General features: G+C 48.4%; 9 protein-coding genes. 1 reads left to right on the top strand and 8 read right to left on the bottom strand.

Annotation, left to right across the window (positions count from 1 at the left end):
- Window positions 1–28: 28 nt before the first annotated feature.
- The 6 genes from ACE6ED_RS21270 to ACE6ED_RS21245 form a co-directional block, all read right to left on the bottom strand.
- Window positions 29–1,777 carry a glycoside hydrolase family 2 protein gene (locus ACE6ED_RS21270; protein ID WP_410829425.1) on the bottom strand — a complete coding sequence of 583 codons (1,749 nt, stop codon included), beginning with the start codon at window positions 1,775–1,777 and terminating at the stop codon, window positions 29–31.
- 48 nt (window positions 1,778–1,825) lie between these two features.
- Entirely contained in the window at window positions 1,826–3,607 is a 1,782-nt protein-coding gene (locus ACE6ED_RS21265) for a glycoside hydrolase family 2 protein (RefSeq protein ID WP_410829424.1), read from the bottom strand.
- A 35-nt stretch (window positions 3,608–3,642) separates the two neighbouring features.
- On the bottom strand, window positions 3,643–4,578 hold the full coding sequence (locus ACE6ED_RS21260) for a carbohydrate ABC transporter permease (RefSeq protein ID WP_410829423.1): 936 nt from the start codon (window positions 4,576–4,578) through the stop codon (window positions 3,643–3,645).
- A gap of 16 nt (window positions 4,579–4,594) precedes the next feature.
- Window positions 4,595–5,566 carry an ABC transporter permease gene (locus ACE6ED_RS21255; RefSeq protein WP_410829422.1) on the bottom strand — a complete coding sequence of 324 codons (972 nt, stop codon included), beginning with the start codon at window positions 5,564–5,566 and terminating at the stop codon, window positions 4,595–4,597.
- Window positions 5,567–5,577: 11 nt separating this feature from the next.
- Complete coding sequence (locus tag ACE6ED_RS21250) at window positions 5,578–7,329, bottom strand: extracellular solute-binding protein (protein WP_410829421.1); 1,752 nt, start codon at window positions 7,327–7,329, stop codon at window positions 5,578–5,580.
- 450 nt (window positions 7,330–7,779) lie between these two features.
- A complete protein-coding gene (locus ACE6ED_RS21245; RefSeq protein ID WP_410829420.1) occupies window positions 7,780–8,733 on the bottom strand; it encodes a glycoside hydrolase family 43 protein in 954 nt (317 codons plus the stop codon).
- Window positions 8,734–9,298: 565 nt separating this feature from the next.
- Between ACE6ED_RS21245 and ilvD the strand changes: the two genes are divergently transcribed.
- Entirely contained in the window at window positions 9,299–10,984 is a 1,686-nt protein-coding gene (ilvD, locus tag ACE6ED_RS21240) for a dihydroxy-acid dehydratase (protein WP_410829419.1), read from the top strand.
- Between the two features lie 313 nt (window positions 10,985–11,297).
- On the opposite strand, the gene ACE6ED_RS21235 is transcribed toward ilvD, so the two are convergent.
- Together ACE6ED_RS21235 and ACE6ED_RS21230 are read right to left on the bottom strand one after the other, a co-directional pair.
- Window positions 11,298–12,587 (bottom strand): hypothetical protein, encoded by a 1,290-nt coding sequence (locus tag ACE6ED_RS21235; RefSeq protein ID WP_410829418.1) that lies wholly within the window; start codon window positions 12,585–12,587, stop codon window positions 11,298–11,300.
- 66 nt (window positions 12,588–12,653) lie between these two features.
- Window positions 12,654–15,345, bottom strand: a 2,692-nt coding sequence (locus ACE6ED_RS21230; RefSeq protein ID WP_410829417.1) for a hypothetical protein, incomplete at its 5' end; no start/stop codon positions are given.

The raw sequence follows: 15,345 nt of genomic DNA, 5'->3' as shown, positions 1-15,345 counted from the left end.
CCTTCCCCCGGTGATGTTAACAGCAGCGCTACTCCTCAATGGCCGCCTTCCGCGAATTGATCCGGCGGATGACTTCCGGGTCGAACTTAGGCTGCCGGTCATAGGTATACAGCCCGTTTACTTCCTGCTCCACGTCGTACAGCTGGGTATAGCAGAAGCCAAACATCATCGGATGATCCAGAAGCACATTAGTGAGCCCCTCATAACGTTCAATAAAAGCTTGTTCGGAAACCGGCCTGTCCCCGTAACCCCATGACTTCTCATCCTGCTGCTGCGGATTCCACCAGATTCCGCCATACTCACTGATGAAATAAGGCTGACCTCCATACGTCTGCCGTTCAGGAAAAGTATTAAACACCTCGCCGCCGTCCTTCATCGGTTCATATCTGTTCCGGAAGGTCTCCGGGTTCTGGTCGTAATCATGCAGGTCAAAAATATCCGTCGCCACGTGGAAGTTGCCGCTGGTATCAATTACGGGCCGCGTAGGGTCTATCCGTTTGGTTACATCATATATAAGCTGCAGCACGGCGTTGTCCTGCTTCACACCATCCCGGTCCCAGGTCTCGTTGAACGGACACCAGCCGATCAGCGCGGGATGATTATAATCCCGCTCCATGCCTTCCAGCCATTCAGGAAGGAACCGGGCAACCGCTTCGGTAGTGGTTATATCCAGCCCCCAGTTGGCATGCTCTCCCCATACAAGATAACCTAACTGGTCCGCCCAATACAGAAACCGCGGCTCAAACATTTTCTCGTGAAGTCTCGCCCCGTTAAAGCCGAGGCCCATAGAAATTTCGATATCCCGGCGCAGCGCCTCGTCGCTTGGAGCGGTGTAGATGCCATCCGGATAAAAACCCTGATCCAGCACCAGCCGCTGAAAAACAGATTTGCCGTTGATCCGGAACGCCATACCGTCCAGCCGGACCGTCCGAAGTCCAAAATATGAACGGACACTGTCGGTCTGAACGCCCTGTCTGCTCAGGGTTAACTTCAAATCATACAACCTTGCGTTGCCAACTTCCCACAGATGAACTTCACTTAGCGGAAGGGTCAATTTAACATTGGGTCCCTCAACAAGCACGCTAACCTCTCCGGCATCAGCGCCGGCGTACAGCGCAGAAGCAGTGAGCGTGCTCCCGGCCGCATCTCCGCGCACTTTGATTTCGAGATGCACACAGGCGTTGTCTGGATCGGCTACGGCCTTCATGTTTGACAGATAAGTGTCCGCTACCTGCTCAAGCCATACCGTCTGCCAAATCCCGGTGGTGCGTGTGTAGTCACAGCCGTGGGAATAAAACCGTTCACTCTGCTTGCCGCGCGGCTGGCGTCCTGACCGGACATCATCCTCTGCATATACGGTGATCACATTAGGTCCGCTTACAAGCTGGGCAGTAATATCAAAACAAAACGGGGCGTATCCACCGCGGTGCGAGCCTATGGATACTCCGTTGACCCATACCTCTGCCATGTAATCAACCGCCCCGAAGTGCAGCAGCGTTTTGCCTGCCGTCCAGTTCTTCGGAAGAACAAATTCCCGTTTATACCAGACGGCTGCCATAAAGTCTGTATATCCTACGCCGGACAGTCTGCTTTCCGGGCAAAAGGGTACGGTAATTGTTCCCGAGAGCTCATGAGCGCTGCCCCAGTATCCGCGGTCTTTTCCGCTTTTGCCATGATCAATTTCAAATTTCCACTCGCCGTTGAGATTCATCCACTCCGGCCGGACCCAGTCGGGACGGGGATATTCAGGACGGGGAATGCTTGAAGGTTGTGCCATGGTACAGCTCCTTTTTTTTATAAAATGGAACCTGATATGATTTCATTTTCATTTCTTATTCATCATAATGCTGCGGATCGCTTCAAGCGGTGCTTTGGGTGTCCGGTCGTAAGTCAGCAGCCCGTTGATCTCCTGCTCCACATCGGTCAGCTGGGTGTAGCAGTAGCCCTGGATCACCGGTGAAGTGAACATCGGGCCAACTACAGCTTTGAGTTTGGCCAGAAAATCCTCTTCGTTCTCCGCCCCCGAATACCCCCAGCCTTCCCACTCGCTTTTCTTGAACGCAATCCCGCCAAACTCCGAGATAAGAATCGGCTGGCCCTGATAGGAAGCTCCGCCGACAAAAAGGCTGCGGTTCGCCGGCATTGCGCTGACAGTCGATTGCGCCGAGGCGTATCGGGTTTCCAGCACTTCCTGACGGCTCTCATAATCATGAATGGTTACCAGATCTGTGGTCATATGCTCCCAGCCGTCGTTATACACAACCGGCCTCATTTCATCCAGCGATCTCGTTAAATGATACATCGCCAAGCCATGCTGCTGCTGCCGTGTATCGATCTGCACATTAGGCACGCCCCAGCTCTCATTCAGCGGCACCCAGGTAATGATGCTGGGATGGTTATAGTCGCGTTCTATAATCTCCAGCCACTCTTGCGTAAACCGGCGGACGTAAACCTCGGAATAATCATAAGCATTGGCCGCTTCGCTCCATACCGCCAGGCCAAGCTTGTCGCACCAGTACAGGAACCGCGGGTCTTCCGTCTTCTGATGCTTTCGTACGCCGTTAAAGCCCATTTCCTTGGTCAGCTCTATATCATGTCTCAGGGCTTCATCCGATGGCGCAGTCAAAATCCCGTCAGGAAAGTACCCCTGATCCAGCACCAGCCTTTGGTAATACGGTCGGTTATTCAGGCACAGCCTGCCATCCTTTATCGAGACCTTGCGCATGCCGAAGTAACCGGCGGCTTCATCCAGCAGGTGCTCCTCGCGGAACAGCCGGAACCGGATATCATACAAATTGGGATGTTCAGGGCTCCACAGACGCCCAAGTCCATGATCCGTAAAATCGCCCAGTCCGATGGTCCGGTGCTGCTCCGCGCTTTTTACCGTATATTGATCTTCTGCAACCACTTCACCGCTGTAAGTCACAGTCACACGTAAAACAAGAGGATCTTCTGCCTTAAATCCGCTAACTAATGTCCGGAGCCGGATTTCATTCCGGTCAATGTCCGGTGTCATCCTCACCTTCTTCAGATGTACAGCGGACAGCGGCTCCAGCCACACACTTTGCCAGATTCCGGTCGTACGGGTATAAAAAATAGCTTCAGACTGCTCAAGCCAATACTGCTTGCCCCTCGGCAGCGTGACATCCCGGCTGAAATCCTCGGCCCGCAGCATAATCACATTGCTTCCCTCGACCAGCGAAGGCGTGATATCCGCCTGGAACGGCGTATGCCCGCCGGTATGCACCGCCACAAGCTGCCCGTTCACCCAAACCTTCGCTTCGTAATCCACAGCGCCGAAATGAAGTATAATCCGCTGCCCGCTCCAATGCTCCGGAACCTCAAAGCTTCTTCTATACCACACCACATCGTGAAAAGAAGGATCTTCAATCCCGCTCAGCCTGCTTTGGAACGCAAAGGGCACCTGGATCGTCCGGTTTAATGCAGCAGGGTGATCCGCAAGAAACCATTGTTCGTCTTCACCGGCGTCTTCATCATCAAAACCAAATTCCCACGCTCCATTTAAGCTGAGCCACTCCTTGCGGACAAAATCGGGCCTAGGGTATTCCGGACGCGGAACGGGTGTGCTGCCTGCTTCTTTCAACATGATTCCTTCACTCCTATGAGTTGATTTCTAGTCTGTCAGCCTTTAATTGAACCTACATAGACACCTTTGACGAAGTATTTTTGCAGGAACGGATACACCATTAATATAGGAAGCGTCGAAACAACGATCGCACAGTATTTGACCAATTCCCGGAAAGCCGTCTGGCTCTGGGCGCTGTCAATGACCACCCCGCCGGCACTGCCGATGGAGGTGGCTGTAGCGTCATTGGCGACTAAGATTTCCTTCATTAACAGCTGCAGCGGGAACAGCTCTCTGTCCTTCAGCAGCACCATCGCATTAAACCAGGAGTTCCAGTTGCCGACGAGGTAATACAGGAAAATCACAGCCAGTGTAGCTTTGGAGAGAGGTAAAATCACCTTCGTCAAAATCTGAGCCTGGCTTGCACCGTCAATGGTAGCCGCTTCTTCCAGTTCCTGCGGGATCGCCTGAAAGCTGGTCCGGAGGATAATAATGTTCCAGGTGCTCAGCGCCGTCGGCAGGATCATGGCCCACAGATTGTTGTACAGCCCGATGTCCTTCATTAATAAGAACCACGGGATCAGTCCCCCGCCAAAAAACATCGTGACCGTAATCAGAATCATAATGAAATTTTTAAAATACAGATCCCTTCTGGATAACACATAAGCTCCCAGTACAGTCATAATCATATTGACCAATGTGCCGAGCCCTACATATATAATGGTATTTTTGTATCCGTTCAGCAGGCTGTTATCCTTGAATACCAGCTTGTATCCATCAAGTGTAAATCCAAGCGGCTTCAGCATAATGCCTTTATGGGCCATTAAGGAGCTGGGGTCGCTGACGGAAGCAAACAGGATATGCAGGATCGGATAAAAGCAGACCAGGGTTAACGCGGTCAGCAGCGTATACAGCATGAAATCGAATACTCTGTCGTAGACGGATTTACGCTTGCGGATCCGTTTGACTGCAGGCTGCAGGGTTTCTGTCATGGCTGTCCCTCTTTTCTTACCATAAGCTGGCCTCGGATTTGCGTTTGGCAATCTGGTTCGTCATCCAAAGCAGACCAAAGTTTACGACGGAGCTGACCAATCCGACAGCCGTGGAATAACTGAGGCTGGCTTCCCGCAAACCGCGGCGGTAGACATAAGAAGCGATAACGTCGGCCGTATCGTAGATCAGCGGATTGTAGAGCAAAATGATTTTTTCGTAACCGGAGGACATCAGCCCGCCAATCGCAAAAATAAACAAAATAATAATCACCGGACTGATTTGAGGCAGGGTAATATGCCACATCTTTTTAATCCGCCCTACCCCGTCGATATCGGCAGCTTCATATAAAGAAGTATCAATGGAGCTCATTGCCGCCAGATAGATAATGCTGTCCCAGCCAATGCTCTGCCAGATGCCGGAGAACGTATAGATCGGTCTGAACAAATCCGGGTATCCGAGCAGGGATGAATACTCTTTTCCGGTAATGAACTGAACCAGCTGTGTAACGACACCTTCATCGGCGACAAAAATATGAATGATTCCGCATACAACCACCAGTGAGATAAAGTGAGGCATGTAGGTGATGGTCTGTACGGTCTTTTTGAACTTAGTGCTGCGAATTTCATTCAGCATCAAAGCAAGGATGATAGGTGCCGTGAAGCCAAAAACGATCCCCCAGACATTCAGAAGCAGCGTGTTCTTCACAACTCTCCAGAAATACGGCCCCTGGAAAAAATCAACGAAATGCTTAAACCCCACCCACTCGCTTTCGCCAAACCCCAGCAGGGGCTTGAAATCCTTAAAAGCGATCATTACGCCCCACATCGGCCCGTAGCAAAAGATCAGGAACCATGCCACTACAGGAACGGCCAGCAGGTAGACGAACCAGTTCTTTTTTACATCCTTTTTAATCATGATCCGGGTATGTTTTGTTTTAACGCGCTTGCGTATAGGCGCTGCGTGTCCGTTTTTTTGCAACGTTCCCATAGAACAACCACCTATCGTTTGTTATATCGATCCAAGGCTGCCTGATGGATACTTAAAAACTCCTCCAGTCCCATACTCTGCGCTTCCTTCAAAAACTTGTCGTAGGCATCAACCGGGAGCTCTCCCTTGATGATTTTGGCAAAATATTCTCCGCGCAGCGTCGACAGCTGGTTCCCGAGTTCGGCTTCACGCGAGGCTTCTTCTTTGGTGAAAGTAATCGGCGGCATCGCTGCGCTTGTATCCATGTTTTCGGTCCAATACTGGCGGATATCGCCGGAATAGCTGCCTTTGGCTGCAATCAGCGGGTTGGCATGATGCTCGTCGCGGATGTTCGGCCAGCTGTGGTAGCGGTATTTCCATAACGTAGTCGATACCGGCTGTCCGTCTGGATCGTTGTAAATGTAGCTGTTTTCAGGATAATAAGGCATTCCTTTGTCATCGATCAGATGCACGGTTCCGTATTCGCCAAAGTTAAGCAGCTCCCAGCCTTTTTTGCTGTAGCTGAAATCCAGCCAGGCCATCGCTGCTTCCACATTGTCGCATTGGGTCGTGATCGCCGCTTCCGTTCCTGTCCGTTTGAAGTTTTTGTAGGTGGTTGCCGATTTCTCCCCTTTGTTCAGCACCGGATTCAACGCGCCGACAAAATCGATATTGCTTTGCTCTTTCCAGTAGCTCCACATCGTATCCGGGGAGTCCATCATAATCGCCGTATCGCCGAAAATGGCGCTGGCCATTCTCTGGTTAAAGTCGGCGGTCGCCCAGTCGGGGTTAAGCAAACCTTCCTTGTTCCACTGCTGCATCGTTGCGAGGTACTCCTTGGCTTTCGGCTGCGCCGGTCCCCAGCCCACTTTGCCGTCCTTATTCAGGAAGGTCCAATCCCATACGCCATAAGCGCCGTTAATAATGCCGGTAAAAATCTGCCCGTAGGAAGATCCGTAGTTAAGCGGCGCTTTGTAGCCGGCTTCCTTGGCTTTCGTCAGGAACGTATGCCATTCATCCACCGTTTCGGGGATTTCCAGCCCGGTTTTGTCCAGCGCTTCCTGTTTGATCAGCGTGCCAAACCAAATCCATTCTGAATAAGGAGCGATTCCGTAAAAACCGAGCAGCCTGCCGTCATCCGTTACGGTGGTTTTTCTTCGGGTCTCATCCGAATTCCGCCACTGCGTGTAGTTCGGGGCGTTTTTTTCCATCAGATCCGTGAGGTCGATATAAGCACCGTCATTTACACCCGCTTCAAGGCCGCCCGGATATCGTCCCGGCTCAATAATAATGTCCGGCAGATCCCCGGAGGAGATCATCAGGGTAAACGCGTCCGCTTCCTGGCCGACCGGCGGAGTAATAAAATTCACCTTGATTCCGGTTAATTTCTCTACCTGTTTTTGTATCAGATGATTGTTCATGTCGGGGATATTGGAGTTGGCGGGCATCCAGACATCCAGCGTAACGTCGCCTTTGACCGGGTAAGCGGAATAATCGCCTGGAATAGCTTGATCGTATACATCTCCGAGGTAGGTATCGTTGAGGGTGGAATTGACTTCGTCCATTAACTCCTGCGACGGTGCGGTATTCCCGCGGATATCGGCGCTCATATCTGTAAAAGCAATATCGTTGTTCTCTTTAGGCGCGTTTCCATCGTTCGATTCGTTAGATACTTTATTGTCGGCACCATTGCCAGCATTATTGCCGCTGCATGCAGTTACAGTTGAAATGATCAGTATGGCCACAAACAAAAGACTAAGGAGCCGCATTGTTTTGTTTTTCATACTTAACCTCCCGCTATAAAATGTTGTGTACAAAAACCGAAACCAACCCAAGCTGGCGGAACCGCACTCCCCCTTTGCATGCTGCTGAATACTCCCCTTATGCCGTTAACTGGTTACATCCAAAAAACACATTTGATACACACTTTTTGTATTACAAACCGAATTATAGAGATCCCCACCCTAATTGTCAACGCTTTCAAACAAAATATTTGTATCAATTCGGGTGTTATTTAAACCGGATTTATGTAAACGAAATTATATTCCGGTAGAAAACCAGGTTATCCCGGCTGAGTTTCGGTCGAAAAAACACCGTCATTATGCGGTTTTTTTCACATTGCTGATAATAGGCGTCCGGTAAAATATAAAAGTCGTTTATTACAAATAAATTGTAACAAACGACTTTATTATCCTGCATTCTGTTTCTAAACTGGCGATGTCCTGCAGCTTTTCTTACTCCCCTGAAGGTACGGCTAGCGGCTCGCTATCGCTGTGAGGGACCCCGAAGTCCGGTGTTCCATCCGGATTCCATCCGAATTTCTGAATGCGTGTCGCCCGCAGGGAGACATCTGCCCCGGCAGCGGGAAGCGCATGATACACGATCCAGTCCTCCCTGTCATCAGGCGAACGGGTAAAGCTGTTGTGCCCGGTAGCGTAAATCCCGTTTTCTGCACTTTTGCGGAAAACAGGCTGCATGGATTTTTCCCATGATAGCGGTTTCAACGGGTCGGACGTTTCACTCATGGTGAGCATGCCCAGCGCATAGTCCTCAGACCAGGTTGTACTTGCCGAATACACGAGATACACGCGGCCATTACGCTGCAGAATGACCGGCCCTTCGTTAATGGCCATGCCGCCCTGCTTTTCCCAGGGCAATGTCGGCGCGGTGAGCAGCTGATGTTCTCCTTCCAGCGTCCACGGGTTACTCATGGCCATAATATATATGGCAGATCCATAATCGGGAAAATGTCCATATCCGGCATACAGGAAATACAGTTCACCGCGCAGGCACAGCACCGTGCCATCCAATCCGGGAACAGGGGTCTGCAGGGATCCTTTCCATGCCCACTGCCCTTCCAGCGGATCCTCCTCCTCATTTTCCAGCACACAAATCCGCCGCGTTTCATCGCCCCCGCCGTCGTTAGCGGTGTAGTAAATGTACCACTTGCCATTCAAGCGGTGAATTTCCGGTGCCCACAGGTTATAGCTGTACCTGCCTCCGGGTTCAGGCGACCAGACGGTTTTTTTGCGCCCGGAAGCAAGGCCGGTTAAGGTTGCGGATTCCGTAAGCTCCAAATAGCTGCCTTTGGTTGACATGAAATAATAGCAGCCGTTGGTGTGCCTGAGCACCCAAGGATCAGCCGCTTTTTCAACAATCGGATTCAAAAAGGTTGCAGGCTCTAACATCTTTTGTCCTCCCTGTTCTTTTATTCCTTTGCACTCCGTACCGGTTCCATAAGCATGTAGTATACAACCCCGGCCTTTCAGCACCTCCCGGAAAAAAGTTAAGTCTCATCATACTCAGGCCGGGCAGCATTGTCTATAGGGGCAGGAAGATATAGGACAAAGGCGCTTCATCCCGGGTCTCCTTCCAGATAAAGCACTTTCCTGTCTGCAAAAAGATTTTTAGGCCGCCCGGAGCCTCTGCATAAGCCGACAAACTTCACATTGTCCGGTAGAAAAAACAGGTCTTTTGTGATAGACTCTCTAATAACAATGGCTGGCCGCTTAGATCAAGCAGGCTCTACTAATGTTAACGAGACATTGTTTTATAGAAACGGCTCCGCCCTCCTTCTGCTGCAAGAAGCTGGACCCCGTTTTTTCTATAAACCGCAGACATGTGCTGTTTGGGATTGCAGTGCGTTAATGCGACACTATATTTGCTCGTCATTTCAGGTTATGTTCCATGCGGGGATGTACGAAGCACATTCACCCGGGCGCATGCCAACAACTTTTAGGGGGGACCACCAATATGCCAGCTAAGAAAATGCGTTCAGACATGATCAAAAAAGGGTTCGACCGTGCTCCGCACCGCAGCTTGCTGCGCGCCGCGGGCGTTAAGGAAGAGGACTTCGGCAAACCGTTTATCGCGGTGTGCAACTCTTATATCGATATCGTACCGGGACACGTCCACCTGCAGGAATTCGGCAAAATCGTCAAAGAAGCCATCCGCGAAGCCGGCGGCGTCCCGTTTGAATTTAATACGATCGGCGTAGATGACGGGATCGCCATGGGCCACATCGGCATGCGTTATTCCCTGCCAAGCCGCGAAATCATTGCCGACTCTTTGGAGACGGTTGTATCCGCGCACTGGTTCGACGGCATGGTCTGCATTCCTAACTGCGACAAAATTACCCCGGGTATGATGATGGGCGCACTGCGCGTCAACATTCCGACTGTATTCGTCAGCGGCGGACCGATGAAGGCCGGCGTGGACAGCAAAGGACGCAAGCTGTCGCTTACTTCCGTATTTGAAGGCGTAGGCGCGCATCAGGTTGGCAAAATCGACGATGCCGAGCTGCTTGAGCTGGAACAATACGGCTGTCCAACCTGCGGTTCCTGTTCCGGCATGTTTACGGCGAACTCCATGAACTGTCTGGCCGAAGCGCTTGGCCTGGCTCTGCCGGGTAACGGTACGATCCTGGCCGTTGCTGAAGAGCGTAGAGAATTTGTACGCAAATCTGCCACCCAATTGATGGAGCTGATCAAGCTTGATCTGAAACCGCGCGATATCGTGACGGAAAAGTCGATCGACAATGCTTTTGCGCTGGATATGGCTATGGGCGGCTCCACGAATACGGTGCTGCATACTTTGGCGCTTGCCAAGGAAGCCGGCGTCGACTACCCGCTGGAACGTATCAACGAAGTGGCTAACCGCGTCCCTTACCTGTCCAAGCTGGCTCCTGCCTCCGACATTTTCATCGAGGACGTGGACCGGGCCGGCGGCGTCAGCGCCGTGCTGAACGAGCTGCTGAAGAAACCGGGCGCCCTCTTCGGCGACTGCATGACCGTTACCGGCAAGACGCTGGCCGAAAATGTACGCGGCCACGAGATCCTGGATACCTCCGTTATTCATACACTGGATAACCCGTATTCTGAAAAAGGCGGCTTGGCCGTGCTTTACGGAAACCTGGCTCCGGAAGGATCGATTATCAAGGTGGGAGCGGTTGATGCTTCCGTCGGCGGCTACCACAAAGGCCCTGCAATCTGCTTTGATTCGCAAGAGCAGGCCTTGGAAGGCATTGCAAACGGCAAAGTCAAAGAAGGCCATGTGGTGGTTATCCGCTACGAAGGTCCTAAAGGCGGACCGGGTATGCCGGAAATGCTCGCTCCAACCTCCCAGATCGTCGGCATGGGTCTCGGCGCGAAGGTTGGCCTGATCACGGACGGCCGATTCTCCGGCGCATCCCGCGGCATCAGCATCGGGCATATCTCGCCGGAAGCGGCTGAAGGCGGACCCATCGCTTTTGTTGAAGACGGGGATATCATCGAGCTGGACCTGAACAACCGCAAGATCGAACTGCTGGTTGACGAAGAAACGCTGGCCGCCCGCCGTAGCCAATGGAAAGGCTTTGAGCCGAAGGTCAAAACCGGCTACCTGGCCCGTTATTCCAAACTGGTCACCAACGCCAGCAACGGCGCGATCCTGAAAATTTAATCTGTCGTTGTACGTAACTCATAAAGAAGAAGGAGCTGTCCGGCTTAATCTGACTCTGTGTCAAGGACACATTAAAAAAGAGGATTCCGATTTAGACAGCAGACAAAAGATGATTCCTGTATTACACAGGGATCATCTTTTTTTATCCCCATTGATATCTGCAGTTATTGTACGGTTATATCGATCTATCTCTTGCTGTTTAGAATTCACCTACTCCCTTAACACAAAAAACCCGCGATGGGCGCGGGTTAAAGTGGGACTTACAAAATTGCTACTGTTTCGAGGAGACGGTATAAAAGTATAGAGAGGATAGTCAAAAGGAAGTGCCACGCAGATTTGTGCTGTATTTCAACGTAAGTTCGTATTGCATTAAGTTGAAAAAACCCTTTGCAGCCACAATAAGTTGCTCGCCTAGTTCTTGTGATGTTTTATAAGGAAAAGTTCCTCCATCTATTGTTTTCCCTGAATCCGGATCATACAGGCTGGAATTAATCATCTCGTCATATCTTTTCATGTAAATATCAACATTAGGGAAATTCTTCTGATGCTGAAATAAAATACGCCATTTTTGATCTGGAGTCTGATAAATAAACTCTTTTTTATCGATGTCAGAGCCAGCGCTTTTTCCTTCCTCCCTTAAATAAAAGCCATGCTCATTCATATAAGGGCTAAGAATGCTGTAATAGACCTCTTCCACATTGATCGGGTCGATCCGCTGAGACTCCAGCCATGGAATCCCCTTGGTAATGATGTGTTGCAGTATATCTTGTAGAGAGGCTCTTAATTCACTTTCATTGCCATATTTATAGATTGGCTCATACCCATTCTCATACATCCAGACATGTGTATCGTGTGTATAGTAAGGTGGAATGTAATATAACTGGATTCGTTTAGATAATATATCTTCACTTCTGCTGAGATTAATCAAATATCGATAGGAGTCTATCATTTTATAAAAAATAACTCCAGTTTCACTATAACCTCCTTCTACAGCCGGCAAGAGGATATATCCGAACTGTTCCAAAGGTTCTCTTATCACATCCAATATAACTTCGTTGACTCTTAATTTCTTGGTGTTCCCCTGTACCGCAAAAATTCCTTTTTCCTCCAGTAAGCTATCATCCAGCATAGAGAGATTATCGAAAGACAAAAAAGTTAGGGACTCCAGCGCGAACGCCTGTGTTAAATAATCGACTCCCTCCGGGTTCAATGGAGTGGATTGAAGTAAAGCGTTTAAATGATCTAGGGGTTCTCGGTTTGCCGCAAAAGGAATCCAAGCCTCCGTATGCAATGGTTCGAGCTTTATTTTCTTAGGTTTATGAAAGGGAATATCGATATGAATTTTAAGGACTCCATCTTCCCAAAAGTCGGCTCTCCACCCCCACTCGTCATAATTCCCGAAAAATAGAACTTCCGTTTTCAGCTCAACTGCTGCTTTTCCAGCCCATTTATCTGCACTCCGCAGGTCATTTTCTATAAACAAAGCAACCCAGTTTGGGTTGATTTGAGTCAGATAGGCGTCCTTTTTCTTCTTACAAATCCATCGGTTGAGGACGGACAGTTCAAGATTGTGCACTAAAATAGCCGTTGTTAATTCACTCATCGAACACCTCTCCCTATAAAAATAGCAGAAAACCCGGTTGAACCGGGCTTTCTATAATAATAATTCTTACCATGCTCTAATGGCTGCATTAAGTAATCGTCCTGCAGTAGCGTAAGCAACTGGGTCATCAGCTACACCTACGCCCGTCGTGTTATCTACGTTTGTTAGTATCAATACTATAATTGCTGCACCTACTTTAGCAACTGCAGCAATTTTACCACTTTTTTTATCTTTAACTACAGAGGTGACCGTTAGTTTCTTTCCTTCAACCTCTACCTCATATTGTCTTCGCTCTTTGCCTTTTAATTTTTGAATTAATGGCTCGACATCTCTGGGATTCTGTGTGTCTTTGATTAATTTATAATACACCATCCCATCATCGGGCAGTACATGAAATAGCACAGCTTTGAATGGTGTTCCAGGTATGGTGCCGATATCCGGTACAACCTTTCCGTCAGGAATCCAATTTGGTTGAACTATACTTCCATTAACCATCGTAATTCCTGTTCTTCCTTTTTTCACCGTCTTCTTTTTAAAAGCATTTTGATAAAATAAAACGTACCGATTCAACTGTCTTTGCGCTTTTAAATAGTACGGCCGATTAGCTGGTGTATTATTGTGAGTCTTTAATTCAAAAAGATATGCATCCCCTGCACTATCTGGACTATTATCATTTATTCTTTTAGTATCCTCCACTAGATCTGGCCTAAGAACCTGAACTGTCCGGGGTATTGCTGTATTAGAGTAATCAGCAGCCTTTCCTTTCTCTCTTTTAAATCTATCAGTAACCGCAGAATGAACCAAGGTCCCCACTCTCATCCAATATTTATAATCATAACTCTGAGAGGAGATTGACATCTTAGTGTTAGCTCCGCCTGTTTTATCAGGATCCTCCAACTCGTAGGCAAGAAACTCAATATTATTAGTATTCTCTAGCAACCATAGTTTGTCTGAATCTGTTCCGTTTTCTCTAATATACATAATCATGTCTTCAATCAAAGAATTATGATTAATAATTGCATTTCCGACTTCTTCAGATAAATATGACAATTCTGTTTTTGTGACGTCGCCCAATACTTCTGAAGTGGAGTATTGCTCAACTTTGTTGTAATAGACTGCAAGTTTCTTTTTCCATTCTTCTGCAGCAAGTACGTTTGTTCGAATCTCTAAAAGGTCCGTTGTATCCCAGTTATACCCAGGGGGGAGATCGAAAGATGTACCTTCGGTGCTTCCAAACCCAGGTGCTGAAGGGTCATCTATTACTTGATAGTACCCTTCTTCCGTTCTAAACCTTCCTTCTAACATTTCTGTCCCATCAGAAATACCGTCCTGATCGGAATCGCTTGTTAAAGGATTTGTTTTCACAAGCTTAACTTGACCATTGGATAAAATTCTAAATCCAGTTTGCTCTTGACTATCCGACAGTCCATCGCCATCACTATCTTTGTACCCTAAATATAGAAATGTCTTCAGATAGTACGTTCCTGCTTGCAACAAGAAACCATCTTTATTACCTGGCAGCATTTCCTTTAGGTCATTTCCGTTTGTACCTTTGATCACAACCGTAGTATCCGGAATACTGTAATACACCACAGTGGGTTCGGTTAATTCAAATTTGTAATAATCAACATCAAACCTCGAAGATAACTCTGAGGTGTTTAGGTCCCAATCCTCTAGAATATTGGCCCGATCCAAAGAAACGTCAGCATCCTGCTCTACCGAAACTCTCACATAAGGAAAGTCAGAACTTAGGTCACTTGGTGTTACTCTGACATAATAAGTCGTTCCTTTAGTCAGAACATAATCGACTTTTGGAGTACCCCCAGTTGTGTCATTTGACGCCAACTGATTTTGCAGATTTCTATCGCTGAAAACTTGAATATGTGTGGTGGGTTGCTCCTCTTCCGACTTTGCATCAACATATGAAGTATAGAATCGGTACAAGCTAGTCGAAGGAGCGGTAAACGAATAATAGGAAACTAGGTCACCCGGTAATTCGTACTTAGAGTTTGTATTTAAATCTAATTGATTGAAGTTACTAGGATCAGGATTTTCAACGCCGGTACCACTACTTTCAGGTGAAGTCTTAATATCAACACGTTTTATTTGACTCCCCAAACTGAATGTGACACTCATCTCTTTAGTCGCTTTGCTTGATATTGTAGCATTAGCGGCTTTTACTTCAACGGGTTGATTATTGCTATCGTACCCAGTAAATGTAGCGGTTACATTCGTAGAAGAACTTGTCCCGTTTTCAAGTATTGCGGTTGCTGAAATCGTAGTATTTATATTTCTATAAGCCAAAGATAAGAGTCTTAAATCTTTGGCAGTCCCAATAGTTCTGAATACCACTCTGGAAATTTGTGATCCAGAGTTTAATTCAACCTTAAAGGATTGACTACTGCCTCCCGCGGTATACATGGTTGCATATCCGGTTTCCACAGGCCTGTTATTATGATCGTAGCCCGTGGCGACAATCCCTACTGTACGACTTACCTCACCATTTTCCACTGAACCGGTAGCGATAACTTTTCCAGCATCTATTCGATAACCCTTAGATAATAGGACTACTTCCGAGGCGTTTCCAACTGCCTTTATTTCCACCCTGGTAATTTGGGGTCCTGCATCCAGGACAACATTGAAATATGCGCTATTGCCCCCCCCAACATATGCACTTGTTGCTTTAGTTTCAATCGCTTTATTATTTGCATCATACCCTGTTGCAACAATTCCAATATATTTACTTATTCCAGTTCCG

This window comes from Paenibacillus nanchangensis, from assembly GCF_046543445.1.
Lineage (GTDB): Bacteria > Bacillota > Bacilli > Paenibacillales > Paenibacillaceae > Paenibacillus_AQ > Paenibacillus_AQ nanchangensis.
Note: the sequence above shows the minus strand (reverse complement) of the source record. Positions and strands in the feature narration are given on the sequence as shown.